Origin of the sequence: Lentzea sp. NPDC051208 (assembly GCF_040682435.1) — a bacterium.
GTDB lineage: Bacteria > Actinomycetota > Actinomycetes > Mycobacteriales > Pseudonocardiaceae > Lentzea > Lentzea kristufekii.
Genome location: NZ_JBFBAW010000002.1, coordinates 485,631 through 510,724 on the forward strand (window position 1 = coordinate 485,631; position 25,094 = coordinate 510,724).

The following is a 25,094-nucleotide window of genomic DNA, read 5'->3' on the forward strand; positions in this document are numbered from 1 at the left end:
GAAGCATGATCGCAATGCAGTACGAGATCCGGCTGCCCTCGAACTACGACATGGAGATCATCCGCGAACGCGTCCGCACCCGCGGTCACGCGCTCGACGGGTTCGAGGGCCTGGGGTTCAAGGCATACCTGGTGCGCGACACGCAGTACGCGCCGTTCTACGTGTGGAACACCTCGGCCGGCATGGCGAACTTCCTCTACCGGGGCGGTGGCTTCCAGGGGATTCTCGCCGACTTCGGCCGGCCGGTCGTGCGGCACTGGCCGGGCGTGGCGTTCGTCAGGGGCGACGCGGCGACGGCGAGGTTCGCGACGCGCCGGATCACCAGGCTCGCACCCGAGGCGAACCCGATCGACGCGGTGGCGGAGATCGAACTGGAGAAGGCGCCCGGCCTGCACTCGGCGGTCGCGGGCGTTGATCCGCGCACGTGGGAAGTCGTGCGCTTCGAACTGTGGGAGGAACACCCCGGGGAAGAGGGTGCCTACGAAGTCCTCCACTTCTCCGAGCCGGGGCTCGAAGAGATCACAGCAGGGTGAGCTGTTCCTGATCGACGCGCGGTGCCGGCACACCCACCGGCAGGCTGCCGTCGGGCCACACGCCGTCGTCGTCGCCGGGCACACCGGTGACGGCGTCGGTGGACCGGCCCCGCGGTGCCAGCCCGTGCTTCTCGATCAACGGGACCACGCGCGCCGCGAGCCGGGCGCGATACCGCTTGTCCACATAGGACCGGTTGCCGTACAGGTACCGGTACGTCTCGACGAGGTCCGGGTGCTCGCGGCGCAGCCAGGCCGCGAACCACTCCTTCGCACCGGGACGCAGGTGCAGCGGCAGCACGGTCACACCGGTCGCACCGGCGGCCGCGATCTGCTCCAGCAGGAAGTCCAGCTGTTCCGCGGAGTCCGTCAGCTCCGGCAACACCGGGGCCACGAACACCCCGCACGGCAGGCCCGCCTCCCGCACCTTCCGCACCAGGTCGAGCCGGGCGGCGGGCGTCGGCGTGCCGGGCTCCAGCGACTTGTGCAGATCCCGGTCCATCAACGCGAGCGACACCGCGATCCCGACCGGCACGACCTCGGCGGCCGCCGTCAGCAACGGCAGATCACGTGCCAGCAGCGTGCCCTTCGTGAGGATCGAGAAGGGCGTGCGGGAGGCGGTCAGCGCCTCGATGATCCCTGGCATCAAGGCGTACCGCCCCTCCGCCCGCTGGTACGGATCGGTGTTCGTGCCGAGCGCCACGTGCTCCTGCTTCCAGCGCGTGGACCGCAGCTGGCGCGACAGCACCTCCCCCGCGTTGACCTTGACGATCAGCTGGTTGTCGAAGTCCTTGCCGGTGTCGAGGTCCAAATAGGAGTGCGTCTTGCGGGCGAAGCAGTTGTGGGACACGATCCCGTTCGCGATGAAGTCCGCGGTGCCGGTCGAGATGTCGTAGAGGGTCATCTCCCCCAGCGGTTCCACGGACACGACACCCAGCGGCTGCTTCGACTTGATCGCCACGCCGTCGATGTCGCGCTTGCGGGTGATCGCCGGGTCGACGGTGTGGAAGAAGCGCAGGTTCTCGCGCAGCCCTCCGCGCAGCCGCACGACCCGCACGCCGCGCCGGCGGCGCAGCTCCTCGATCGCGAAGTCGAAGTGGAAGTGCTTGAGCGCCAGGCAGATCGCTTCCAGCACGGTGGCGTTGCGCGTCGACATCCGCAGGATGCTGCGCGAGCAGGTCCCGAGGTAGTCGAACGCGCCGGCCAGGAATCCCTTGAGCCAGTCGGGGTTCGGGGCTATCTGCCAGTGCGCGAGCTCGCGCACTTGGTGCAGAAATCCCCTCCCTTCTCGCACACCGAAGTAGTCGAGATACTCCTGTGTGCGCTCCATGGCCTCGATGTCGGCCAGGGGGATGTGGAACTCGGTCTCGTCGTCCACCATGCCGCGCAGGTACCCGCGGCGGTAGTCGTCGGTCACGGAGGGCTGCTCGACGAACGCCCCCGTGCCCATCAGCTTGTTGCCGGTCGTGAGGTGCGGACGCCGGCCGACGCCCGCCGTTTCGCCCGTCACGTGCTTCCAACCGCGGTCGGTGAGGAACCGGTGATCACCGGACGCGACGACGGACGTGCCGTCCTCCAGCGTCAGCCGGTACGCGGTCTTGCGCGTCTCCCAGTGGGCGAGAACGGTCGTGAGCTTGTAGCGCCGGTAGTTGCCGACGAGCTCGGTGCCGTAGATCTCGTCGCCTTCACGCAACTCCGCCAACGGTTTCGTGCGACCGTTGCCCATGAGGATCGGCGTGTCTCCGGCCAGGCAGTAGGTGCAGGCGTGTGAGCAGCCGCGATACGGGTTCACCGTCCACGAGAACGGCAGCGACGAACCCGGCACCCCGTTGAGCACGGATTTGGCGCGGACCTCGTGGAACACCACGTCCGCGAACTCAGGAGTTCGTACGCTGCGCACCAGTCCCGGTAGCCCCGGTAGCGCCTGCTGCGGCTCTGCCTCGAGTTTCTGTCCGTCCCATCGCACACCGTCGATTCGAACACATGTTCGAACAGCGGTCAAGGAGTGCACGTGTCACCCATTGAGGTAGCAGGCTTCGTCACCGGCGCACTTTGTGTGTGGCTGGTCGCCCGGCAGAACCCCTGGAACTGGCCCATCGGGATCGCCAACAACATCGCGTTCCTCGTGCTGTTCTGGGGCAGCGGCCTCTACGCCGACTCGGGCCTGCAGATCGTCTACATGGCACTCGCGGTCTACGGCTGGTGGGCGTGGGTGCGCGGCGGTGACCAGCACAGCGTGCTGCACGTCAGCCGCACCACCGGCTCTCAGTGGCTGTGGCTCGCGGTCGCCGGCGTGCTCGGAACCGGTCTGCTGCACTGGGTCCTGGTGACGTTCACCGAGTCGACCGTGCCCTTCTGGGACGCCATCACGACGGTGCTGTCGCTGCTCGCCACGTGGGGCCAGGCGCGCAAGAAGGTCGAGTGCTGGTGGCTGTGGATCGCCGCGGACGTGATCTACGTGCCGCTCTACGCGTACAAGGAGCTTTATCTGACAGCAGTGTTGTACGTGGGGTTCATGTTGCTGTGCGTGATCGGGTTGCGCAACTGGACCAAGGACATCAAGAACGAGGTGCCCGCGTGAAGGAGTTCGGCCACGCGCTCGTGCTCGGCAAGTTCTACCCACCGCACAACGGCCACCACCACCTCATCGAGACGGCGGCTTCGCGCAGCGAACGCACGACCGTCACAGTGCTGGCGGCCTCGCACGAGACGATCCCTCTCGAACACCGCGTGCGCTGGCTGACCGAGACCCACCGCGACACTCCCGGTGTCCGCATCATCGGCGACCTCGACGACCACCCGATGGACTTCGACTCCGACGAGATCTGGACCCTGCACGTCGACCTGACCCGCGCGGTCCTGGCGCGGCGTGCGATCGCGGACGGTCAGCCGGGCGCGGCTCCTGTCGACGTCGTGTTCTCCAGCGAGAAGTACGGCGACGAACTGGCCCGGCGGCTCGGCGCGCAGCACGTGCTCGTCGACCTCGACCGCCTGACGCACCAGATCTCCGGCACGGCGATGCGCACCGACCCGGTCGCGAACTGGCACCACCTCGCGCCCGCGACCCAGCGCGGCCTGGGCTGGAAGGTCGTGGTCGTCGGCGCGGAGAGCACCGGGACGACGACGCTGTCCAGGCAGCTGGCAGCCCACTTCGGCGCGCCCTGGATCCCCGAGTACGGCCGCGAGCACACCGAGCACAAGCTGACGGCCGCACGCGCGTTCGATCCGGACGCCACGGTGGACCGTCTGGTGTGGACCCTGGGCGATTTCGAAGACGTTGCGCACGAGCAGGAACGCCGCATCCAGGCCGAGACCGCACCACTGGTCGTCGCGGACAACGACGCGTTCGCCGCGACCGTCTGGGGCGAGCGCTACCTCGGTTTCCGGCCGGAACTCCCCCTCGGCTCCGAACCGGACCTGTACCTGCTGACCGACCACACCGGCGTTCCGTTCGAACAGGACGGCTGGCGTGACGGCGAACACCTGCGGGAGTGGATGACGGGCCTGTTCGAACGCGAGCTCGCGCAGCGCGGCGTGCCTTGGTTGAAGCTCACTGAGGACAGGTTCGCGACGGCCGTAACGGCGGTCGAACATCTAATGGGGCAGGATGTCGCGCGTGGGTCACGGTCACGGGCATAGCCATGCGCTGAACGAAGAACCGGCATCGCAGCGCGTGCGCATGTTGCTGATGTGGCTGCTGGTGCCGTTGGCGCTGGCCACCGTCGTCGGCGCGGCACTGCTGTACCCGTTCGGGCACGAGCAGAAGACCGGCGCGGAGATCGGTCTCCACCAGACGCCGGTCCAGGCCGTCGTCACCGGCGTGGCCGCGAACTGCGGCGAGAAGTGCGTCGCGGTGACCGTGAAGATGACCGACGGAGCCGCGACCGGGCAGAGCGTCACGATCCCGAGCGTGAAGGGGCCCGGAGCGCCGAGCTTCCAGATCGGCGACGAGGTGGTGCTGTCCTACGCGGGCAGCCAGCCGCAGGCCGCCGAGTCGTACCAGATCGTCGACTTCCAGCGCGGCTGGTCACTCGCCGTGCTGGCGCTGCTGTTCGCGGCCGCCGTCCTGCTGCTCGGCAGGTGGCAGGGACTCGCCGCCCTGGGCGCGTTGCTGCTGAGCTTCGTGGTGCTGGTGCTGTTCGTGATGCCGTCGATCCTCGCGGGCGAGAACCCGTTGATGGTCGCGGTGGTCGGCGCCGGGCTGATCATGTTCATGGTGCTGTACCTGACGCACGGCATATCGGCGCGCACGTCGACAGCGGTGCTCGGAACGCTGGTCAGCCTCGCGCTGATCGGCGTGCTGGGCGCGTTGTTCTCGGCCGTGTCGAAGCTGACGGGCCTGGACGAGGACACGACGAACCTCGTCACGCTCCTCGGCACCGACATCGACACCCGCGGACTGCTGCTCGCGGGCACGTTGATCGGCGCGCTGGGCGTGCTGGACGACGTGACGGTCACCCAGACGAGCGCGGTGTGGGAACTGCGCCGGGCCAACGACAAGCTGACGTGGCGCGAGCTCTTCGCGGCGGGCTCGCGGATCGGGCGCGACCACATGTCGTCCGTCGTGAACACGCTCGTGATGGCCTACGCGGGCGCCGCGCTGCCGTTGCTGCTGGCGATCTCGCTGGCCGGGCGGTCGATGGGCGAGATCCTGACGGCGCAGCAGATCGCGCAGGAGATCGTCCGCACGCTCGTGGGCAGCATCGGCCTGGTGGCGGCGATCCCGGTGACCACCGCGCTGGCCGCCCTGATCGCGGTACGCCAAGAGGTCGCCCCCATCGCGGTTCAGGCCCCCGAACCCGAGCCTGAACCCGAGCCGAAGACCGTGAAGCGTGCCGCGAAGCCCGTGAAACCCGAAAAGCCACGGCCCGCGCGCATCGAGGGCGACCTCTTCACCGGCTACGACCCCGACAAGGGGCCGTGGGAACGTCCTAGTGAGCCAAGAGCACCAAGAGCAGCGCCAGCACGCCCGGCACCACCTGCACGAAGAAGATCTTCCGGCTCGCCGTGAACGTGCCGTAGACGCCCGCGACGATCACGAACACCGTGAACAGCACGGACGCGCCGAAGTCCTGGCGGATCAGCGCGTAGACCAGACCGGCGGCGAGGAACCCGTTGTAGAGACCCTGGTTCGCCGCGAGGGCCTTCGACTCCTGCGCGAACTCGGGCGTGAGGCCGAAGGCCTTCTGGCCGCGCGGCGTCGTCCAGAGGAACATCTCCAGCACCACGATGTAGACGTGGATCAGCGCCACGAGGGCGAGCAGTACGTTGGCGATGACCTGCACTTGGGTTCCTCCTCAGAGCTGACACACGCGATGAGACAATAGAGCAGTGGGAAGACAGCGGCCCGACACAGAGGCGATCACCGAGTCGATCGACTCCGGTGTCGCCGAACTGGTCCCCGATCTCGGTGGACGGAACTCCTGGACGTTGCGGGTCAACGGAACCCCACAGTCGCATGTGGACCTCGACGACCCGACCTACCTGGAGTTCGAGTACGTCCGCCGGCTGGGTCACATCGTCGATCTCACCGCGCCTTCGCGTGTGCTCCACCTGGGTGGTGGCGCTCTCACGCTAGCGCGCTACGTGGCCGATCTACTCCCTCGAGCGTCTCAGCAGGTGGCCGAGATCGACGCGGGGCTGATCGCGTTCATCCGCCGCGAACTCCCGCCACCCCCGCGGGTGAAGATCACCACAGGCGACGCCCGGGCCGTGCTCGTCAAAGCACGGCCCGGCTCGTTCGACCTGATCATCACCGACTGCTTCGCCGGAGCCCGCACGCCCGCGCACCTGACGTCGGTCGAGTTCGTGGAGCAGGCGTCGGCCGCGCTGGCCGGCGACGGCATCTACGCGGCGAACATCGGCGACGGCAACGGCCTGCAGTTCGCCCGCGCCCAGTGCGCGACCGTGCGCTCGGTGTTCGAACACGTCTGCGTGATGGCCGAACCGGGAGTGTTCCGCGGCAGGCGCTTCGGCAACTTCGTGATCATGGCCTCGCACAACGGTCTGCCGATGCAGCAGCTGACCCGCGCGACCGCCGGGGACCCGTTCCCCGGCCGGGTCGAGCACGGGACGGGGCTGACGAAGTTCATCGGTGGCGCACCGGTCACCACCGATGCGACCGCGACCCTCTCCCCCGCCCCGCCCTCGGGCCTCTGGGGCACCTGAGCCGTTTCAGTCGAGCGACGTGACGAACTTCGAGACGGCGTCCGGATGGAGCTTCTGCGCCATCCGCCCGGCCGGCGCGAGTGAGCCGAGCCGGTACAGCGGCCGTTCCGCCGCCGCCATGCCGCGCGCCTCGGACCGCAGCTGGGCCACGAGCAGCTCCGAGAACACCAAGCCAGGCGTGTCCCCGCGTGCGGCCAGCGCGTCCGCGAGCCTGCGGAGCTGGTAGACGCCCAGCTCACGGCCGCCCACTCCTGAGTACATCGACAGGGCGATGTTGATCGCCTTCTTGCCGCCGCGCACGAACAGGCCGACCGTCCGGGCACCGCGCAGGTCCGTGACCAGCAGGTCCAGGCCGTCCGCCACCGCCAGGTCGACCTTGCGCGTGCCGAACGCCCGCACGTACACGGTCGTGCCCTGCAGCCACACCGTGCGGCGCGCCTCGGACATCGCCAGCAGGATCACCGGCACCGACACGATCGCCCCGGCGATGACACCGGGCCAGCGGCCACCGATCAGGCCCACGATCGCGCCGAAGGCGAGGGCGACCATGATGCCGCCGATCGCCACCATGCGCGCACGCTTGCGGACCGTCACCTTGTCGAGCAGGTCGAGAACGAGCTTGTCGTCGCTCACGGGGTCTCACGCACCGCCTCGGCCACGACCGCTCCGGCGTCCGACGCCATGCCCTCGACACCGCCTGGCACAGCGGCCACGAGTGCGGCCGCCTTCAGCGCACCGCGCACCTCTTCGACCACGTCCGCCAGCGGCACGGTGACCTGCTCGCCGGTCGCGAGGGTCTTGACGCCGACGTTGCCGGCCTCCAGGTCGCGCTCACCGAGCACCAGCGCCAGCTTCGCGCCCGACTTGTCGGCGGCCTTGAAGCCCGCCTTCATCGAACGGCCGCCGTAGACCAGGTCGGTCCGCACGCCCGCGGCACGCAGCTCACCGGCGATCGCGACCAGGCGCGCCCGCGCGGCCTCGCCCAGCGGCACACCGATCACGTCGACGCGGCTGAACTCCGGCAGCACGCCCTCGGCCTGCGCCGCGAGCAGCGCCCGGTCGACGCCGAGGCCGAAGCCGACACCGGACAGCTCCTGACCGCCGAGCTGCGCCATCAGGCCGTCGTAGCGACCGCCGCCCCCGATGCCCGACTGGGCACCGAGACCGTCGTGGACGAACTCGAACGTCGTCTTCGTGTAGTAGTCGAGACCTCGGACCATGCGCGGATTCTCGACGAACTTCACGCCCAGCTCGGTCAAGTACCCCTTGACGAGCTCGTAGTGCTCACGGCACGCGTCGCACAGGTGGTCCACCATCAGCGGCGCCTCGGCGACCAGCGCGCGCACCTCGGGGCGCTTGTCGTCCAGCACGCGCAGCGGGTTCAGCTCGGCCCGCTTCTGCGTCGCCTCGTCGAGCGGCAGCTTCGCGAGGAACTCCTGCAGCAGCGCGCGGTACGCGGGACGGCAGTTCGCGTCGCCCAGCGACGTCAGCTCCAGGCGGTAGCCGGTCAGGCCGATCGCGCGGAACCCCGCGTCGCCGACGGCGATGACCTCGGCGTCCAGGGCCGGGTCGTCGATGCCGATGGCCTCGATGCCGACCTGGTGGAACTGCCGGTACCGGCCGGCCTGCGGCGCCTCGGCGCGGAAGAACTGGCCCGCGTAGTACAGCTTCGCCGGCAACGAGCCCCGGTCGAGGCTGTGCTCGATCACGGCCCGCATCACGCCCGCGGTGCCCTCGGGGCGCAGGGTGATGGAGCGGTCACCGCGGTCGAGGAAGGTGTACATCTCCTTCGTCACGACGTCGGTCGACTCGCCGACACCGCGCGAGAACAACGCCGTGTCCTCGAAGACGGGCAACTCGATGTAGCCGTAGCCCGCGAGCTCGGCGGCACGGGTCAGCGTCGACCGGACGTGCGCGAACGCGGCGGACGTCGGCGGGATGTAGTCGGGAACGCCTTTGGGTGCGGAAAACACGTCTCTCAAAGTCCTCGGTGCGGGGCGGCCGGCGCGTCGTTCGTCTGAACAGCGTCCTGCAGCTGGAGCAGGTACGGGTTCGTCGCTCGTTCGCGGCCTATGGTCGTCGTCGGGCCGTGGCCGGGCAGCACCACCGTGTCGTCGGGCAAGGTCATGACCTTGTTCTGCAGAGACGACAGCATTCGGGAGTGGTCACCGCCGGGCAGGTCGGTGCGTCCGATGGAACCGGCGAAGAGCGTGTCACCCGAGATCACCAGGCGACCGCCTTCCTGCACACCGGATCGGAACATCACCGACCCGCCGGTATGGCCCGGCGTGTGGTCGACGGTGATCTGCAGCCCGGCGAGGTCGAGCGCGGCGCCGTCGGCGAGCTCGCGGACCTCGGACGGCTCCCGCATCTCCAGGTTGCCCCCGAAGAACGCGGCGGACTCGCGGCTGATGCCCTTCAACGGGTCGGCGAGCATCTCCACGTCATCGGGGTGGATGTACGCGGGGATGTCGTTGCCGTCGCAGACGGGGGTCACGGAGAACGTGTGGTCGAAGTGCCCGTGCGTGAGCAGCACGGCGACAGGCGCGAGACGGTGCCGGCGCAGGGCCTGCTCGATCGGCTCGACCGCGTCCTGACCGGGATCGATGATCACGCAGGGCTCGCCCTCACCGGCAGCCAGGACGAAGCAGTTCGCCTGGAGCGCACCAGTGGGGAACCCGATCACGAGCACGAAAATGACCTCCCTGTTCAACGACAGCCTAACCACCACACAAAGCTCATATGCCCAGGCCCTAGACTGCCGAGCCGACCGCCCTATTCGCATGAGTCCCTGGGGAGGGAGCACGTGCCCACCAACGAGCAGCGACGCGCGGCAGCCAAGCGCAAGCTTGAGCGTCAGATGGTCTACCGCAACGAGCGGGCCAAGAAGCGTCGCATCATCGCCGTCGTCTCGACGGTCGTCGTTGTTGCGCTCGTCGGAGGTGGCGTGTGGTTCCTCGCGACCAACGACGTCTTCGGCAATGGTGACGCCGCCGCGTCGGAGACTCCCACCCAGGAGTCGGTGGACAAGGCGGAGAACATCCCCACCGCGATGCACCAGATCGCGAAGCGCCCGACCGCGCTTCCGGCGAAGGTGAATTGTGAATACACGAAGGGCCAGGAGCCGGCGGCCAAGGAGAACACCCCTCCCGCGAATGGCGAGCAGCCCACCACCGGCACGGTCGGCGTCACGCTCGGCACCTCCATCGGTGACCTGAAGCTGAACCTGGACCGCTCGCTCGCGCCGTGCACCGTCCACAACTTCGTGGAGCTGGCGAAGCAGAAGTACTTCGACAACACGACCTGCCACCGCCTCACCGTGACCGGCATCCAGGTGCTGCAGTGCGGCGACCCCGGCGGCAACGGCATGGGCGGCCCCGGCTACTCGTTCAAGGACGAGGTCTACCCGGAGCTCACCTACGGCCGCGGCGTGCTCGCCATGGCGAACTCGGGCCCCGACACCAACGGCTCGCAGTTCTTCATCGTCTACGGCGACGCCTCGAACCTGCAGGCGAAGTACAACGTCTTCGGCACGGTCGACGAGGAGTCGCTGAAGAAGGTCGACGAGGTCGCGAAGACCGGCACGATCTCCCAGCAGCCCGGCCAGGGCGACGGCAAGCCGAAGACCCCGGTCGACATCAAGTCGGCACTGGTCGCGAACTAGTCGCCACCCGCACCTGAAAGGGCCCCCGGAGCAACTCGCTCCGGGGGCCCTTTCGTGCGACCTGCCCCAGTTACGAGGCCGACGTCACGCGGTACACGTCGTAGACGCCCTCAATGCCGCGCACGGCCTTCAGAACGTGGCCGAGGTGCTTCGGGTCGCCCATCTCGAACGAGAACCGGCTGACGGCCACCCTGTCGCGTGACGTCGTCACCGACGCCGACAGGATGTTCACGCGCTCGTCGGCCAGCACCTTCGTGACGTCCGAGAGCAGCCGGTGCCGGTCGAGCGCCTCCACCTGGATGGCGACCAGGAAGACGCTGGAGGACGACGGCGCCCACTCGACGTCGAGGAGCCGTTCCGGCGACTTCAGCAGCTCCTCCGCGTTCGTGCAGTCGGTGCGGTGCACCGACACGCCGCCACCGCGCGTGACGAAGCCGAGGATGTCGTCGCCCGGCACCGGAGTGCAGCAACGGGCGAGCTTGACCCACACGTCGCCCGCGTCCTTGACGATCACACCCGCGTCGCCGGTGGGGCGGCGCCGGGTGACCGTGGACGGGGTGGCGCGGTCGGCCAGTTCCTCCTCGGCGTGGTCGACACCGCCGAGCTGCGCCACGAGCCGTTGCACGACGTGGCGGGCCGAGGTGTGCCCCTCGCCGACCGCCGCGTACAGCGCGCTCATGTCCGGGTAGTGCAGTTCCTTCGCGAGGGCCTGCATCGAGTCGACGCTGACGAGGCGCTGGATCGGAAGCCCGACACGCCGGACCTCCTTGGTGATCGCGTCCTTGCCCTGCTCGATCGCCTCTTCCTTGCGCTCCTTGGCGAACCACTGCTTGATCTTCGCCTTGGCGCGCGGGGACGCCACGAAGCTCAGCCAGTCGCGGGACGGGCCCGCACCCTCCGCCTTGGAGGTGAAGATCTCGACGACCTCGCCGTTCTCGAGCTTGCGCTCCAGAGCGACGAGACGACCGTTCACACGGGCGCCGATGCAGCGGTGACCGACCTCGGTGTGCACCGAGTAGGCGAAGTCGACCGGCGTGGAGCCCGTCGGCAACGTCTCGACGTCACCCTTGGGGGTGAACACGAAGATCTCGCGCGCGGCGAGGTCCCAGCGCAGCCCCTCGAGGAACTCACCGGGGTCCGCGGCTTCCCGCTGCCAGTCGAGGAGCTGACGCATCCACGCCATCTCGTCGATCTCGACGGACTTGCCGTTGTGCGTGCCCTTGGTCTCCTTGTAGCGCCAGTGCGCCGCGATGCCGTACTCGGCCCTCTGGTGCATCTCCTGGGTGCGGATCTGCACTTCCAGAGGCTTGCCGTCGGGACCGATGACGGTCGTGTGCAGCGACTGGTACACGCCGAACCGGGGCTGCGCGATGTAGTCCTTGAACCGCCCCGGCATGGGCTGCCAGGCGGCGTGCACGACACCCATCGCGGCGTAGCAGTCGCGCACCTCGTCCACGAGGATCCGGACGCCCACGAGGTCGTGGATGTCGTCGAAGTCCCGGCCGCGGACGATCATCTTCTGGTTGATCGAGTAGTAGTGCTTCGGCCGGCCCTCGACCTTCGCGACGATCCGCGCGCTCTCCAGCTGGGTGTTCAGCTCGGAGACGACGGACCTCAGGTACGTGTCGCGACTCGGCGCGCGCTTCGCGACCAGGCGCACGATCTCGTCGTACTTCTTCGGCTGCAGGATCGCGAACGCGAGATCCTCCAGCTCCCACTTGACCGTCGCCATGCCCAGCCGGTGGGCGAGCGGCGCGAGCACTTCGAGCGTTTCACGGGCCTTGCGGGCCTGCTTCTCCGGCGGCAGGAACCGCATCGTGCGCATGTTGTGCAGCCGGTCGGCGAGCTTGATGACCAGAACCCGCGGGTCCTTCGCCATCGCGATGACCATCTTGCGGATGGTCTCGGCCTCGGCCGCTGCCCCCAGCTTGACCTTGTCGAGCTTCGTGACCCCGTCGACCAGCCGGGCGACTTCTTCTCCGAAGTCCTCCTTGAGCTGGTTGAGCGAGTAGTCCGTGTCTTCCACGGTGTCGTGCAGCAGCGCTGCCACCAGCGTCGTGGTGTCCATGCCCAGCTCGGCGAGGATGGTCGCCACGGCGAGCGGATGCGTGATGTACGGGTCGCCGGACTTGCGGCGCTGCGGGCGGTGCTTCTCCTCGGCAACGTCGTACGCGTGCTGCAGAAGCGCCAGATCGGCCTTGGGATGGAGGTCACGGTGCACGGCGGCGAGAGGTTCGAGGACCTGCTTCACCGGGGCCGCACGTTGGGCGGTGATGCGCCGCGCAAGGCGGGCGCGCACACGCCGGGTCGCCGACGGTTGAACAACCGTCGCAGCGGGTTCGGTGTCTTGACTCAACCCCACGCTCCTCGGGTCTCGCGAGTACCGAGGATAACGCGTTTACGATGGGGAAACTTCCGGTGGCGCGCTGAGCGGCACAGCTCACACGGTGAACGCCGCGCAAACTACCGCTGGGCCGATCAGGCGACGCTCACCACGAACGCCCGCCAGGCGGAGACCGAGAACGCCAGGACGGCACCGCCGGCGGCCTTCGAATCACGCACGAGAGCGTCCCCGGCGAGCGACACCTCGACGCAGGCGCTATCACCTTCAGGACCGCTGTAGGAGCTCTTACGCCAACTCCGCCTGTGGGTCATGGGAGTCCTTCCGGAGTCCGCTGACGTAGCTCGCCAGCAAGCTCCGAGATTGTCCCTCATCCAAGGCAATGGCATCCAACCACTTGAAGAACTCACGACTGTCCGCGATGGCGGCGCCGTCGTGCGCGAAGACCCTGGCCATGTCGGTCTCGCTGTATGCCAGCGGCACCAGCTTCTCAAAGCTGATGAGCATCCGCGGGGACATTCTGATCGGTCCTGGACCTGCGGACATCGGCACAATCCGAAGCATGTGCGTGTGGAAGAGCATGCGCAGGTATTGCTCCTCCATGATCCTGTCGTCGCCCACGCGCAGCTGCAGGGCAAGCTCATGCACGTAGAAGAAACACTCCGGACGGTTCGGCCGCCTCATGATCGCCTGTCGGTCCATCCGCCATCGGAAGCTCTTCTCGACGTCAGCTGGCATCTTGCGACCAGCTTCGAGCAGCGCCCGTGCGTATTCGGGGATCTGGATGAGGCCAGGTACTGACAGCACGTCGAAGCTGATGATCTTCTTGGCTTGCGCCTCCGCCAAGGCGAGCGTGCGCAGGTTGTCCGGGACGATGAGGACATACGGGTCGAACGCGTAGCGGTAGCGCTCGCGGAACGCCTCGAAGTGGTGGCTGTCGCGGCCGCACGTCATCAGGTACTGGACGAGGTCGATCTCGCTCGCGCGCGCCTTGCCCTTCTCGATGTTGGAGACCTTGCTCGGGTCCCAGCCGAGTTGTTCCGCGAAGGCGTGGCCGGTCAGGCCGGTGAACTTCTCGCGGAGGCGGCGCAGTTCGTCGCCCAGGTCGCGGCTGTAGGCGGTGGAGGTGATCGCAGTCATTCGTCCGACGGTAGGCATTGGCCCTCCTCCACGAACCAGCTCGTTCGGATGAAAACGGGTGCGTTGCCAGGCGACGTGGCGGCCGGTCCGGAGGCTGGTGTTGGTTCTCGGAACGCGGGCGGGGTCGAGCCATGCCGGCGGGATGAAGGTCGGGGTTCCATCGTGGAGCTTCACCTCCCAATCGCTCTGGTGGATCAAGGTGTGGTGGTGGCGGCACAGCAGGGCCGCGTTGCCGACCGACGTCTCGCCGCCCTCCGACCAGAATCTGACGTGGTGGGCGTCGCAGTGCTTCGGCGGGCGGTCGCAGCCGGGGAAGGTGCAGCCCTGGTCTCTGGCGACCAGCAGGCGGCGGATGGCCGCGGGGAAGGTTCTGGTCTTGCGGCCCACGTCCATCGGTTCGGAGCGGCCGCCCAGGACCACCGGGATCACGCCCGCGTTGCAGGCGAGGCGGCGGACCAGCGGGGCGGGGACGCGGACTCGGTTGTCGAGCACGCCCAAGCCCGTCCGCGCGGCCAGGTCGGCGTACGACATCGTCAGGGTGAGCGTCGCCGGCTCGCCGCCGTGCTCGGGAAGGCCGTCGGCGCGCAGCACGAGGTCGATCAGGTCGGCGAAGGCGTCGCCCTCGCGTTCGGCCCGCGAGCGGGCGTCCGGGCCTTCTTCCGGGGTGGTCGGGCGGGGTGCGGCCAGCGGATCGATCAGCGCCTCGAACTTCGCGCCGGTGATCTTGTCGAGCCTCGCCCACACCTCCAGCTGCTCGCCCTTCCACTCCGTGCGCAGCCGGTTGGCCGACTGCTCCGCCCAGGGGTCGCCCGACTCCTCGTCGCGCTGGTAGAGCCGGTAGGCCAGCTCCCTGCCGAACGCACGCACCGCGCTGGGCTCGTGCGCCAGGGCGAACTCGACCACGGACCGTTCGGCCTCGGGCGGCAACTCCTTCATCACCTCGGCCACCGCCGAGATGTGGTCGCCGGAGAGAGCGCCCTCCGTCACCGCGGCGGCGGTGACCGGGAGCTCCAGCAGCGGGCCGGACAGGAGCTCGGCGCGGGCGACCCACTGACGGGCGGTCCTCAGGTCCCAGCGCACGGCATGGCGCAGCACGTGCGCCACATTCCTGTACCCCAGCTCGGCGGCGGCCCCGCGGCGGGACAATTCAGCGATCTTCCGCATCATCCGATTCTCGAGAACGCGAATTTCCGCCACGTCTCCGACGACTGCGGCGAGCAGCTCGTCGGTGGACAGAAGGTGGAGTTCCGGTTCGCTCATGCGTTCGACCGTACCGCAAGATCACAGCATAAACGCACGTCAACCGCCACTCGTTCGAGTGAACAGAGTGGACAGATGGCTATAGGCACCGTTAGTGCACATCTCTCTAGATGCGATGCACCGACCATTAACGACGCACGCAACAAAACATGAAAAGCACACATCGACCCGCGCCGGAAAGGCCAAGCTGGACGCCTGGGAGAATCGGGTCGTGAGGACTCTGATCTGGTGCGCCGCCATGACGTTGGTGTGGCTGGGCACGATGGCGTACCTCGCCCTCGACGACCCCAGCTACGTCGACCCGAGGTCGATCATCGGCTCGTCGGTCGGCTGGGTGGTCGCGACCACCCTGAGCTGGCTGGTGCTGCGCCGCGCGAAGGCGCCGAAGCTGTGGGAGATCGCGGTCGTGACGGCGCCCGCCTCGTTGGTGACGCTGGTGTTCGTGAGCATCGGGGCCGCCTTCGTGGCGCCGCCGCCGATCGCCTGAAACGCGACATCTGTTCGCAATCGCCGTGACTGGTGGTCGCGGAGCTGGCATGATCGGTCACTCGACGTGAACGAGGTCTGGGGGGACCGCTCATGTTTCCTGCTCCGCCACCGCCCGCGCCGGCCGTGCGGCGCGGCACGCCGTTCCTGCACTGCTTGGCGGGTGCTGCGGTCTGGTACGTCGCCAGCATCACGGTCCAGGTCATCGTCGCGCACAGGACCGGTCACAGCGCAGGCGGGCTGAGGGGCGCGCTCGTCGGCGGTGGGATCATCTGGCTGCTCACGGCATTGGTCACGTGGCTGATCGCGCTGAGGGTCAGGATCAAGCCGTGGGTGCTCATCTTCCTGACGCTGCCGTTCTACTTCGTGCTGTCGTTCCTCGTCGCGATGCTCTTCGTAGTCGTGGGCGTCGCGTTCCAGCTGTTGGTCCGCTGAGAGACTGGGCACGTGCACTCACATCGGCCGATCTGGCACTGCCTGGCGTTCGCGGGCATCTGGTACGCCGCGATCGTCCTCCTCAACCTCGTCACCAACGGCGGCGACGAGGCCGCCCGCGCGGCCCTGCTGGGGGTGGTGCCGTGGCTCGGTGCCTCCGCCGCCCTGACGCGGGTCGGGCACGGTGACATGAAGGCCTGGCGGCTGATCCTGCTGGGGCTGCCGATCTTCTACTTCCTGTGGGCGATCACCGTCGTGGTCTCCTACCGGTTCATCGTGCCGGTCACGGGCTGACACACGAGAAAGGGGGACGAGGCGTCCGCCCCGTCCCCCTTCACCGCTCAGAACGTCACACGGTCATCAGTGCCTGCACGTCGCGGCCCGCGAGGCGCGAACGGCCACCGAGAGCCTGGATCTCCAGGACCACCGACACACCCGTCACGATGCCGCCGGCCCGTTCGACGAGCGTGCACGCGGCTTCGGCGGTGCCGCCCGTGGCGAGCACGTCGTCCACCACGACCACGCGCTGGCCCGGCTGGATGGCGTCCGCGGGAAGCTCCAGCGACGCCTCGCCGTACTCGAGCGCGTAGGACACCGAGTCGGCGACGACCGGGAGCTTGCCCGGCTTGCGCAGCGGCACGACGCCGTAGCGCCAGCCGTAGCCCAGGGCAGCGCCCAGGAGGAAGCCGCGCGACTCGATGGCGGCGATCACCTGGGTGCTGTCGTCGATCTTGTCCTGAAGGGCGTCGACCACGGCGCGCAGGGCGTCGGGGTCGGTGAGGACCGGCGTGAAGTCCCGGAAGACGACCCCCGGCTGGGGGAAGTCCGGGACTTCACGCATCAGTCCCAGTGCACGATCCAGTTTCAACGCTGGCGCTTTCCGGTCGGACGACGGCGGGCGTCGCCTGCCTTGGCGGTGCGGTGGGGCACCGACGCGGCGGCGGCGTACGCCTCCTCCTTGCGCAGGTCGGCGGACAGAGCTTCGTCGTCCACCGACTCGATGCCCTCGGCGACCTGCGGGCCCGTGGCCTTGGCGCGGCGGGTGGCCACGCGTCGGGCCTGCGCGATGTACTTCGGGTCGCGCATCTTCAGGTCCACCAGCACCGGGGTGGCGATGAAGATCGAGGACAGGGCGCCGATGAACATGCCGACGAGCTGCACGAGCGCCAGGTCCTGCAGCGTGCCGACGCCCAGGATGCCGACGCCGACGACCAGCAGGCCGATGACCGGGAGCAACGCGATCAGCGAGGTGTTGATCGAGCGCATCAGGGTCTGGTTCAGCGCCAGGTTCGCCGCCTCGGCGTACGTGCGGCGGGTCAGGCCCAGCAGGCCCCGGGTGTTCTCCTTGACCTTGTCGAACACGACGACCGTGTCGTACAGGGAGAAGCCGAGGATCGTGAGCAGGCCGATCACCGTCGCCGGCGTCACCTCGAAGCCGACGATCGAGTACACGCCGGCGGTGATGATGACGTCGTGGAACACGGCGACGAGCGCGCCGACGGCCATCTGCCACTCGAAGTAGAGCACCAGGAAGATCGTCACCGCGATGAAGAACCAGAACAGGGCCCACAGGGCCTTGCCGCTGATCTCACCGCCCCAGGACGCGGAGACGGCGCTGTCGGAGATCGCTCCCGCACCGCCCTGCGGCTGGGTGTCCTGCGCCAGCCCCGCCTTCAGGGTGGCGACCTCGGCGATCGTCAGCGCGGGCGACTTGAGCTGGATCGACGCGCTGGCACCGGAACCGACGGACTGCACGGCGTTCGGCTTCTTGCCGGGCAGGGCCTTCGCGTAGGCGTCCTCGACTGCGGACGTCGTGATCGGCTGGCCGCTGGCCGACACCGACGGCATCGAGATCTTGGTGCCGCCCTTGAAGTCGATGCCGAAGTTGAAGCCGTTGAACACCATCGAGCCGATGCAGATCAGCAGGATGATGCTGGAGGCGATGTACCAGCGGATGCGCTTGCCGACGATGTCGAAGGCGCCGTTGCCCACGTAGAGGCGCGAGAACACGCTGCTCACGTCAGGCCTCCTTCACGGCGGTGGTCTTGCCGGTCGTGGTCGCGCGGTGCGCGGCGCCCTCGCGGGCGGCACCACCCAGACCGGACAGGCTCGAGTTGGACAGGAACTTGGACTTCGACGCCATCGCGACCAGCGGGTGCGTCACGAGGAACACGACCACGAGGTCGAGGACCGTCGACATGCCGAGGGTGAACGCGAAGCCCTTCACCTGGCCGACCGCGATGATGTACAGCACGGCGGCGGCGATGAAGCTGACCGCGTCGGCGGAGAGGATCGTGCGGCGGGAACGAACCCACGCACGCGGCACCGCCGAACGGAACGTGCGGCCCTCACGCACCTCGTCCTTCAGTCGTTCGAAGAAGACGATGAACGAGTCCGCGGTGATACCGATCGCGACGATGAACCCCGCGATGCCGGCGAGGTCGAGCGTGAAGCCGATGACACGGCCGAGCAGGACCAGCACGGCGTAGATGACGACCGCGGACAGGGCCAGCGACAGGATCGTCAGGATGCCGAGCAGGCGGTAGTAGAACATGCAGTAGACGAAGACCAGCGCGAGGCCGATGCCGCCGGCGATGAGACCCGCCTTGAGAGACTGCAGGCCGAGCGTCGGGGAGACCGTCTGCGCCTCGGACGCGTCGAAGGACAGCGGCAGTGCGCCGTACTTCAGCGTGTTCGCGAGGTTCTGGGCTTCCTTCAGCGTGAACTTGCCGCTGATCTCGGTGGAACCACCCGAGATGGCCGACTGGATGGTCGGCGCGGACATGACCTCGCCGTCGAGCACGACCGCGACGGCCTGCTGGACGTTGGCCGCGGTGAACGCGCCCCACTTCGTGCCGCCCTCGGACTTGAAGTCGAGGTTGACGACGTAGCCGGTGCCGTTCGGGTTGTTGTTGGCGGCGGCGTTGCTGATGTCCTCACCGGTCAGGCGGGAGTAGTTCGTGTAGTCGTCGGCCTTGGTCTGGGTGTCCTCCTTGGGAGGGTTGACCGGGGCCAGCGTGTACTTGAACTCGCCCTTCTCGTCACAGGTGACGAGAGGCTTGTCCAGGTCGTCGTTGCCGCGCAGCGGGTCGGGCTTCGAGCAGTCGAGCAGGAGCGCGGCCTGCTGCAGGACCTGCGGGTCCGTGGACTGGCGGAGCGCCTTCGCCTCCTGGATCTCCTTCGCGACCCTGGGGTCGACGTTGGAGGGAGCGGCCGGCGTGCTCGGCGCGGCGCTGCTCGACGGCGCGGTGCTGCTCGACGGCGGCGTGCTGGAGGGCTGCGCGGCCAGGTTCGGCGCGGGACGGCCCTGCGGGGCACCACTCGACGGCGGCGGGCTGCCGGCGCTCTGGCTCGGCGGCGCCGACGGAGGCGTGCTCGCGGTGCCGGACGGCGGCGTGCTCGTCTCGGGCTGCGGTGCGGCGGCTGCCGGCACCGGCTGGCCGATGACCTTGCGGAACGCGAGGCGAGCGGTCTGGCCGAGGCCCTTCGCGCCTTCGCTGTCCGCGCCCGGGACCGTGATCACCAGGTTGTTGCCGTCTCGCACGACCTCGGCACCGGAGACGCCGAGACCGTTCACGCGGACCTCGATGAGGTCACGTGCCCGGTTGAGCGCTTCCTCGCTCGGCTGTGCGCCGTCTTCCTGCCGAGCCGTCAGGGTGACGAGCGTGCCGCCCTGGAGGTCGATTCCGAGCTTGGGTTTGGCCGAACCGTTCCCGGTCAAGAACACCAGGGCGTAGAGCGCGACCACGATGAGGACAAAACTCGCCAAATACTTCGCAGGGCGAATTTGCCCGGCCGGAGGTGCCACGATCCGTCCGTCTCCTAGTAGCGATGGTTTCCGAGCGCGCAGCGTAACGCGCGCCGCGTGAGCTGCGCGTCACTACCTGGAGTCGGCGGTGTTCACAGTTGCCAACTCCAGGTGTCACGGCATTACTTCTTTACTTCTTGGCGTTGTGGTCCAAGGGCTCGGCGACCTGTGCGGTGGTCACCTCGGCCTCGTCGTCGTCCGCCTTGTCCTCGATCACGGCCTCGTCGGTCTCCGCGACCTTCTCGCGGATCGCGGCGCGCAGCCAGCGGGTGACGACGCCCTCGGAGATCTCGATGTCGATGGTGGTTTCGTGGCTCGCGTCGGCGACGGTGCCGTACAGGCCCGACGTCGTCATCACCTTGTCGCCGGGTGCGAGCGAGTTCTGCAGAGCCTGCTGCTCGGCCATCGCCCGCTTCTGCTTGCGGGCGCTGAGGAACAGCGGCACCGCCAGCAGAACCAGAAGCAACGGGAACATCAAAGAGCCAAGGTTGCCCATCATTCTCCGATCAAGTGGACATGCCTCGACGCACGTCCGATATGTCCAGGTGCTTTCACCGATTGTGCCAGGTCACCACAGTTGATCACCGGCGGGCGGTTCCAGTCCCAGGTGGTACCACGCCGCAGGTGTCGCCACTCTGCCGCGCGGTGTCCGGGCCAGCATGCCAGCCCGCACCAAATACGGTTCGCACACCTCTTCCACCGTGGTCGGTTCCTCACCGACGGCGACCGCGAGGGTGGAGACGCCGACCGGGCCGCCGTTGAAGGTCTTGACCAGGGCGTTCAGCACGGCGCGGTCGAGCCGGTCGAGGCCGAGCTGGTCGACGTCGTAGACCTCCAGCGCCTGCTTGGCGATCTCCTCGGTGACCCTGCCGTCGGCCCTGACCTCGGCGAAGTCGCGGACGCGGCGCAGCAGCCGGTTCGCGATGCGGGGCGTGCCCCTGGACCGGCCGGCGATCTCGATGGCGGCGTCCACGGCGATGTCGACGCCGAGGATCTTCGCGCTGCGCTTCACGATGAGGTCGAGCTCGTCGGCGCTGTAGAACTCCATGTGGCCGGTGAAGCCGAAGCGGTCGCGCAACGGGCCGGTCAGCGCTCCCGACCTCGTGGTGGCTCCGACCAGCGTGAACGGCGCGATGTCGAGCGGGATGCTGGTCGCGCCAGGGCCCTTGCCGACCACGACGTCGACGCGGAAGTCCTCCATCGCGAGGTAGAGCATCTCCTCGGCGGGGCGGGCCATGCGGTGGATCTCGTCGATGAACAGCACGTCGCCCTCGACCAGGTTGGACAGCATCGCGGCGAGGTCGCCGGCGCGTTCCAGGGCCGGGCCGCTGGTGATGCGGATGGCCGCGTTGAGCTCCTTCGCGATGATCATGGCGAGGGAGGTCTTTCCCAGGCCGGGCGGGCCGCTGAGCAGGACGTGGTCCGGGGCCGTGCCGCGGCGCATCGCACCGTGCAGGACGAGTTCGAGCTGCTCGCGGACGCGCTGCTGGCCGACGAACTCGTGCAGGTCGGCCGGGCGCAGGCTGGTCTCGAGGTCGCGCTCGGCGGGCGCGACGTACGGGCTGAGCTCGTCCTCGGTCACTTGCGCCCCAGGGACGCGAGCGCACGGCGCAGGACGGCGGACGTGGACTGGTCGGGGTTCGCGGCGAGGACGGCGTCGACCGCGGCCTCCGCGGACTTGGCCGGGAAGCCGAGGCCGAGGAGCGCCTCGACGACGTGGTCGCGCGTCTGGCTGTGCGCGGGCGTCGTGGGCGTGGGCAGCTGACCGACCTTGTCGCGCAGTTCGATGATGAGGCGTTCGGCGCCCTTCTTGCCGATGCCCGGGACCTGCGTGAGCACCGTGATGTTGCCTTCGGCGAGCGCGTGGCGGAGCTTGTCCGGTTCGAGGACGGCGAGGGTGGCCAATGCGATCCGCGGGCCGATGCCGCTGACGGTCTGGAGCAGGCTGAACAGCTCGCGGGCCTCGGCGTCGGCGAACCCGAACAGGGTGAGGCTGTCCTCGCGGACGATCAGGGTGGTGGCGAGGCTCGCCTCCTCGCCGCGGCGCAGGGTGGCGAGCGTGGCCGGGGTCATCTGGACGGCGAACCCGACGCCGCCCACCTCGACGACGGCGTGGTCGAGGCCGACGTGCTGCACCTGGCCGCGCAGTGACGAGATCACCTGTGTCCTCCGGACTTCACGCTCACGCAGGCGTCCCCTCGCGAAGGGGACCCCTTGATTTCATTCTTCCAGCCGACCCTGACAGTTTCAGCGTGCGCTGAAGCCGTGCTCGCCCAGGCCCTGCTCAAGGGCTGCCGGGGTGAGCTCGCGGTCGAACCGGCCGCTGAGGCCGGGGTGGGCGGCGTGCTGGGGCGCCTCGGGGTCACACCAGCCGCCGAGGCCAGCGTGGACGGCGGGCCGGGGCACCTCACGGCCACACCACCCACCGAGGCCGAGGGTGACGCCGCCGAACCAGCCACCGAAGCCGGGGCCGACGGCGCAGTGCCGTGGCGCCTCGCGGTCGAACCGGCTACCGACACCAAAGGCGACGCGATGCCGTGACGTACTGCCCGGTGCGTCAACGAGCGCGAAAACGGTCCGCGCGGCGCCGAAACACCGGGGCGCCGGGTTTCGGCGTGCGCTGAAGCCGTCATGACCCGCTCCGCCGCGCCGCCTCGGCCAGCTTCGCCTTGTGCACGCGGGCCAGTTCCGCGGCGCGGGCCTGCGCCTCCTCCAGCCTGTTGCGCATCGGCGCGCGCCAGTGGTGGCAGATCGCGAGGGCCAGCGCGTCCGCCGCGTCGGCTGGCTTGGGCGCGACCTTCAGGCCGAGCAGCTTGGTCACCATGGCGGTCACCTGGGCCTTGTCCGCGCGGCCCGATCCGGTGACGGCGGCCTTCACCTCGGACGGCGTGTGGAACTCGACGGGCAGGTTTCGTTGCGCGGCGGCCAAAGCGACGACGCCCGATGCCTGCGCGACCCCCATCGCGGTGCGGACGTTGTGCTGCGCGAAGACTCGTTCGATGGCGACGACCTGTGGTTCGTAACGGTCCAGCCACACACAGACGCCGTCGTACAGCTCGTGCAGGCGCACGGACAGCGGAGCGTCGACGGGTGTGCGCAGCACATCGACGGCCACGGCGCGCACGACCCGGCCCGGTCCGCCGTCCACCACGCCGAAGCCGCACCTGGTCAGACCGGGGTCGACCCCGAACACGCGCACAACAGCTCCCCGAATCGCCGAACGAACAACAGTTCGAACCATATCGGGTGCACCTGCGGGTGACAGTCACCGACACGGTTCGACAAGTCCGCACCGCCGTTACTACGGTGGTCGGGTTTCGATCACGGGAGTGACGGGTGAAGAGGTTCTGGGCCGTTGCGGGGTGCGTCGGCGTCTTCATGACGATCGCGATCCTCGCCGCCCTGGCCGCGCCCCGCGATATCGGTATCGCGATCGACAAGGTCGTGCAGCTCGTCTTCGCCGTCGCGGCGGTGATCGTCTACGCGCGGTCGCGGGACCGGTGGATGACGGCGGCGATGATCAGCCTGAGCGTCGGGTTGTCCGCGTGGATCTGGGGCCAGCAGATCATGGGCGTGCAACTGCCGTCGTCCACGATCGCGCCTATCGGCTTCACGATGGTGCCGGTGCTCTGCCTGGCCGCGGTGATCGCGAAGGCGCAGAAGCGCCGCTCCGACGACCTGCTGCCGAGCTACCGCAGCCGCACGGTGATCGTGCTCGACGGGCTGATCGTGATCGGGTCGCTGTTCGTGCTGACGTGGGTGTCGGCGCTGGAGTCGCTGACGCGCGCGTGGGCCACTGAAGGTCCCGGGTTCGCCACGGTCGTCGCGCACCCCGCCGCGTACCTCGTGCTGCTCGTGGCGATCGTGGTGATGTCGTGGACGCATCAGGCCGTGCGTCAGTGGCCGATGCTTTTCGTGGCACTGGCCGGCATCGCGCAGTCGTCGTCGGGCTGGGTGTTCGCGTTCTACATCTCCAAGGGCAACACGGTGATCCCGGCCGCCGCGGACATCGGTTTCATGCTGTGCCCGGCGTTCTTCCTGCTGAGCGCGCTCGCCCCGGTTCGCAACCTCGACCCCACGCCCGGCCGCATGCGCATGGCCGACCTGCTGCACCTGCTCGTGCCGTACCTGCCGCTCGCGATCACCGGGCTGTTCGTCAGCTGGAACACCGCGACGGGCGGCCGGCTGAACCCGGTCGAGATCTACGTCGGGCTTCTGGTCATATGTCTCGTGATCGTGCGTCAGCTGTTGACGATGATGGACAACGTCCGGCTGATGGACCAGCTGCGCGTCTCTCGCGAAGAGCTACGGCACGAGGCGACGCACGACCCGTTGACCGGCGTCGCGAATCGGTCGCTCTTCCGCGAACGGCTGGAGCGCGCGCTTTCGGTCCGTGACCGCTCGACGCCGTTGATCCTGCTGTTCATCGACGTGGACGGGTTCAAGGCGGTCAACGACAACCACGGGCACGCCGAGGGCGACATGGTGCTGCGCAACGTCGCCGCACGGCTGATGAACAGCGTGCGGCCGGAGGACACCGTGGCGCGGCTCGGCGGTGACGAGTTCGGTGTGCTGGTCGACGGCGGCGACGCCGATGAGCTCGGCGACCGCCTGCTGACGGTGCTGAGGCATCCGCACGAGGTGCACGGCCGGGTGCACCGGGTGCACGCCAGCATCGGTGTGGCGCAACGGTTCTCGTACGATCCCATGATCACCGCCGACGACGTGCTCGGGGCCGCGGACGCCGCGATGTACACGGCGAAGCGGCTCGGCAAGGGCATGGTCGTCGTGCACGGTTCACCGCTTCCGGAGATGACGTGACCCCTGAGCAGCTGATCAACGACCTCGGCATGCAGGAGCTGCCCGTCGAGGGCGGGTACTTCGCGCAGACGCACCGGTCCGAAGAGGCGTCCGCGATCGCGTACCTGTTGCGCCGCCCGGACTTCTCCGGCATGCACGTGCTGAAGCACCTGGAGATCTACCACTTCCACGCCGGGGCGCCGTTGCGGATGCTGTTGCTGCACCCGGACGGCACGGCGACCGAGCCGGTGCTGAGCGCGTCGAACCCGCAGGTCGTGGTGCCCGCGGGCGTGTGGCAGGGCAGCACTCCGGCCGGCGACTGGACGTTGGCCGGCACGGTGGTGGTGCCGCCGTACACCGACGACATCGTGGAGTTCGGGCACGCGGACGACCTGTGCGCGCGTTATCCCTCGCACGCCGCTCTCATTCGGCCCCTGTGCAGGTTCTGACGTCTCTAAGATC

General features: G+C 68.6%; 26 protein-coding genes and 1 pseudogene. 12 read left to right on the top strand and 15 right to left on the bottom strand.

What is annotated here, in order from left to right; all coding sequences use genetic code 11:
- Positions 1–5: 5 nt before the first annotated feature.
- Positions 6–533: a DUF4865 family protein gene (locus tag AB0M48_RS06660; protein WP_363836405.1), complete on the top strand. Its 528-nt coding sequence runs from the start codon at positions 6–8 to the stop codon at positions 531–533.
- Here the strand turns inward: AB0M48_RS06660 and AB0M48_RS06665 are convergent.
- Entirely contained in the window at positions 520–2,541 is a 2,022-nt protein-coding gene (locus AB0M48_RS06665) for an intein-containing Rv2578c family radical SAM protein (protein WP_363836408.1), read from the bottom strand. The genes AB0M48_RS06660 and AB0M48_RS06665 overlap by 14 nt on opposite strands.
- On the opposite strand from AB0M48_RS06665, the gene pnuC reads away from it, so the two are divergent.
- From pnuC to AB0M48_RS06680, 3 genes are read left to right on the top strand one after another with little or no spacing between them, the layout of a single operon-like run.
- On the top strand, positions 2,542–3,111 hold the full coding sequence (gene pnuC / locus AB0M48_RS06670) for a nicotinamide riboside transporter PnuC (protein WP_363836410.1): 570 nt from the start codon (positions 2,542–2,544) through the stop codon (positions 3,109–3,111).
- Complete coding sequence (locus AB0M48_RS06675) at positions 3,108–4,169, top strand: AAA family ATPase (RefSeq protein WP_363836412.1); 1,062 nt, start codon at positions 3,108–3,110, stop codon at positions 4,167–4,169. Before pnuC ends, AB0M48_RS06675 begins: the two co-directional genes overlap by 4 nt.
- Before the next feature lie 40 nt (positions 4,170–4,209).
- Positions 4,210–5,541: a YibE/F family protein gene (locus tag AB0M48_RS06680; RefSeq protein ID WP_363836629.1), complete on the top strand. Its 1,332-nt coding sequence runs from the start codon at positions 4,210–4,212 to the stop codon at positions 5,539–5,541.
- On the opposite strand, the gene AB0M48_RS06685 is transcribed toward AB0M48_RS06680, so the two are convergent.
- Positions 5,462–5,815 (bottom strand): DUF1304 domain-containing protein, encoded by a 354-nt coding sequence (locus tag AB0M48_RS06685; protein WP_363836415.1) that lies wholly within the window; start codon positions 5,813–5,815, stop codon positions 5,462–5,464. The genes AB0M48_RS06680 and AB0M48_RS06685 overlap by 80 nt on opposite strands.
- Before the next feature lie 46 nt (positions 5,816–5,861).
- On the opposite strand from AB0M48_RS06685, the gene AB0M48_RS06690 reads away from it, so the two are divergent.
- Positions 5,862–6,698 carry a fused MFS/spermidine synthase gene (locus AB0M48_RS06690; protein ID WP_090072466.1) on the top strand — a complete coding sequence of 279 codons (837 nt, stop codon included), beginning with the start codon at positions 5,862–5,864 and terminating at the stop codon, positions 6,696–6,698.
- 6 nt (positions 6,699–6,704) lie between these two features.
- Here the strand turns inward: AB0M48_RS06690 and AB0M48_RS06695 are convergent, their stop codons facing one another.
- The 3 genes and pseudogenes from AB0M48_RS06695 to AB0M48_RS06705 all read right to left on the bottom strand — a co-directional run bounded on the left by AB0M48_RS06695 (position 6,705) and on the right by AB0M48_RS06705 (position 9,390).
- Positions 6,705–7,331, bottom strand: a complete 627-nt coding sequence (locus tag AB0M48_RS06695; RefSeq protein WP_363836418.1) for a hypothetical protein — start codon at positions 7,329–7,331, stop codon at positions 6,705–6,707.
- A 92-nt stretch (positions 7,332–7,423) separates the two neighbouring features.
- Positions 7,424–8,680: pseudogene (gene hisS / locus AB0M48_RS06700) on the bottom strand (histidine--tRNA ligase); the annotation flags it as partial.
- Complete coding sequence (locus tag AB0M48_RS06705; RefSeq protein ID WP_363836420.1) at positions 8,677–9,390, bottom strand: MBL fold metallo-hydrolase; 714 nt, start codon at positions 9,388–9,390, stop codon at positions 8,677–8,679. The pseudogene hisS and the gene AB0M48_RS06705, both read right to left, overlap by 4 nt.
- A gap of 114 nt (positions 9,391–9,504) precedes the next feature.
- Here AB0M48_RS06705 and AB0M48_RS06710 point away from each other — a divergent pair, with 114 nt between their 5' ends.
- Complete coding sequence (locus AB0M48_RS06710) at positions 9,505–10,362, top strand: peptidylprolyl isomerase (RefSeq protein WP_363836422.1); 858 nt, start codon at positions 9,505–9,507, stop codon at positions 10,360–10,362.
- A gap of 70 nt (positions 10,363–10,432) precedes the next feature.
- Here the strand turns inward: AB0M48_RS06710 and AB0M48_RS06715 are convergent, their stop codons facing one another.
- The 3 genes from AB0M48_RS06715 to AB0M48_RS06725 all read right to left on the bottom strand — a co-directional run bounded on the left by AB0M48_RS06715 (position 10,433) and on the right by AB0M48_RS06725 (position 15,103).
- On the bottom strand, positions 10,433–12,724 hold the full coding sequence (locus tag AB0M48_RS06715) for a bifunctional (p)ppGpp synthetase/guanosine-3',5'-bis(diphosphate) 3'-pyrophosphohydrolase (protein ID WP_319987020.1): 2,292 nt from the start codon (positions 12,722–12,724) through the stop codon (positions 10,433–10,435).
- Between the two features lie 116 nt (positions 12,725–12,840).
- A complete protein-coding gene (locus AB0M48_RS06720) occupies positions 12,841–12,948 on the bottom strand; it encodes a DUF397 domain-containing protein (protein WP_363836424.1) in 108 nt (35 codons plus the stop codon).
- Positions 12,949–12,991: 43 nt separating this feature from the next.
- Positions 12,992–15,103 carry a Scr1 family TA system antitoxin-like transcriptional regulator gene (locus AB0M48_RS06725; RefSeq protein ID WP_363836426.1) on the bottom strand — a complete coding sequence of 704 codons (2,112 nt, stop codon included), beginning with the start codon at positions 15,101–15,103 and terminating at the stop codon, positions 12,992–12,994.
- A gap of 211 nt (positions 15,104–15,314) precedes the next feature.
- On the opposite strand from AB0M48_RS06725, the gene AB0M48_RS06730 reads away from it, so the two are divergent.
- The 3 genes from AB0M48_RS06730 to AB0M48_RS06740 all read left to right on the top strand — a co-directional run bounded on the left by AB0M48_RS06730 (position 15,315) and on the right by AB0M48_RS06740 (position 16,318).
- On the top strand, positions 15,315–15,590 hold the full coding sequence (locus AB0M48_RS06730; RefSeq protein WP_363836428.1) for a hypothetical protein: 276 nt from the start codon (positions 15,315–15,317) through the stop codon (positions 15,588–15,590).
- A 92-nt stretch (positions 15,591–15,682) separates the two neighbouring features.
- On the top strand, positions 15,683–16,024 hold the full coding sequence (locus tag AB0M48_RS06735; RefSeq protein WP_363836430.1) for a hypothetical protein: 342 nt from the start codon (positions 15,683–15,685) through the stop codon (positions 16,022–16,024).
- 12 nt (positions 16,025–16,036) lie between these two features.
- Positions 16,037–16,318, top strand: coding sequence for a hypothetical protein (locus AB0M48_RS06740; protein WP_363836432.1), 282 nt, complete (start codon positions 16,037–16,039; stop codon positions 16,316–16,318).
- A 55-nt stretch (positions 16,319–16,373) separates the two neighbouring features.
- Here the strand turns inward: AB0M48_RS06740 and AB0M48_RS06745 are convergent, their stop codons facing one another.
- The 6 genes from AB0M48_RS06745 to ruvA form a co-directional block, all read right to left on the bottom strand.
- Entirely contained in the window at positions 16,374–16,865 is a 492-nt protein-coding gene (locus AB0M48_RS06745; protein ID WP_090072444.1) for an adenine phosphoribosyltransferase, read from the bottom strand.
- Positions 16,866–16,888: 23 nt separating this feature from the next.
- On the bottom strand, positions 16,889–18,043 hold the full coding sequence (secF, locus tag AB0M48_RS06750; RefSeq protein WP_363836435.1) for a protein translocase subunit SecF: 1,155 nt from the start codon (positions 18,041–18,043) through the stop codon (positions 16,889–16,891).
- A 1-nt stretch (position 18,044) separates the two neighbouring features.
- Positions 18,045–19,832 (bottom strand): protein translocase subunit SecD, encoded by a 1,788-nt coding sequence (gene secD / locus AB0M48_RS06755; protein ID WP_363836437.1) that lies wholly within the window; start codon positions 19,830–19,832, stop codon positions 18,045–18,047.
- Between the two features lie 130 nt (positions 19,833–19,962).
- Positions 19,963–20,307, bottom strand: coding sequence for a preprotein translocase subunit YajC (gene yajC / locus AB0M48_RS06760; protein ID WP_319987032.1), 345 nt, complete (start codon positions 20,305–20,307; stop codon positions 19,963–19,965).
- Positions 20,308–20,400: 93 nt separating this feature from the next.
- Entirely contained in the window at positions 20,401–21,414 is a 1,014-nt protein-coding gene (gene ruvB, locus AB0M48_RS06765; RefSeq protein WP_363836440.1) for a Holliday junction branch migration DNA helicase RuvB, read from the bottom strand.
- Positions 21,411–21,992, bottom strand: a complete 582-nt coding sequence (ruvA, locus tag AB0M48_RS06770) for a Holliday junction branch migration protein RuvA (protein WP_363836442.1) — start codon at positions 21,990–21,992, stop codon at positions 21,411–21,413. The genes ruvB and ruvA overlap by 4 nt, the downstream gene beginning before the upstream one ends.
- Positions 21,993–22,097: 105 nt before the next feature.
- Here ruvA and AB0M48_RS06775 point away from each other — a divergent pair, with 105 nt between their 5' ends.
- A complete protein-coding gene (locus AB0M48_RS06775; RefSeq protein WP_363836444.1) occupies positions 22,098–22,373 on the top strand; it encodes a hypothetical protein in 276 nt (91 codons plus the stop codon).
- A gap of 88 nt (positions 22,374–22,461) precedes the next feature.
- Here AB0M48_RS06775 and ruvC read toward each other — a convergent pair whose 3' ends face one another.
- Entirely contained in the window at positions 22,462–23,031 is a 570-nt protein-coding gene (ruvC, locus tag AB0M48_RS06780) for a crossover junction endodeoxyribonuclease RuvC (protein WP_266040685.1), read from the bottom strand.
- A 137-nt stretch (positions 23,032–23,168) separates the two neighbouring features.
- Here ruvC and AB0M48_RS06785 point away from each other — a divergent pair, with 137 nt between their 5' ends.
- Both AB0M48_RS06785 and AB0M48_RS06790 read left to right on the top strand, forming a co-directional pair.
- On the top strand, positions 23,169–24,653 hold the full coding sequence (locus tag AB0M48_RS06785) for a GGDEF domain-containing protein (RefSeq protein WP_363836447.1): 1,485 nt from the start codon (positions 23,169–23,171) through the stop codon (positions 24,651–24,653).
- Positions 24,650–25,081 carry a cupin domain-containing protein gene (locus AB0M48_RS06790; protein WP_363836449.1) on the top strand — a complete coding sequence of 144 codons (432 nt, stop codon included), beginning with the start codon at positions 24,650–24,652 and terminating at the stop codon, positions 25,079–25,081. The genes AB0M48_RS06785 and AB0M48_RS06790 overlap by 4 nt, the downstream gene beginning before the upstream one ends.
- The last annotated feature ends 13 nt before the right edge of the window (positions 25,082–25,094 follow it).

Excerpts from the sequence above, each read along its gene's own strand:
- AB0M48_RS06745 (WP_090072444.1), bottom strand. The coding sequence starts at position 16,865 with ATGCGTGAAGTCCCGGACTTCCCCCAGCCGGGGGTCGTCTTCCGGGAC.
- AB0M48_RS06680 (WP_363836629.1), top strand. The coding sequence starts at position 4,210 with ATGTTGCTGATGTGGCTGCTGGTGCCGTTGGCGCTGGCCACCGTCGTC.
- AB0M48_RS06660 (WP_363836405.1), top strand. The coding sequence starts at position 6 with ATGATCGCAATGCAGTACGAGATCCGGCTGCCCTCGAACTACGACATG.
- AB0M48_RS06735 (WP_363836430.1), top strand. The coding sequence starts at position 15,683 with ATGTTTCCTGCTCCGCCACCGCCCGCGCCGGCCGTGCGGCGCGGCACG.
- AB0M48_RS06725 (WP_363836426.1), bottom strand. The coding sequence starts at position 15,103 with ATGAGCGAACCGGAACTCCACCTTCTGTCCACCGACGAGCTGCTCGCC.
- yajC (WP_319987032.1), bottom strand. The coding sequence starts at position 20,307 with ATGTTCCCGTTGCTTCTGGTTCTGCTGGCGGTGCCGCTGTTCCTCAGC.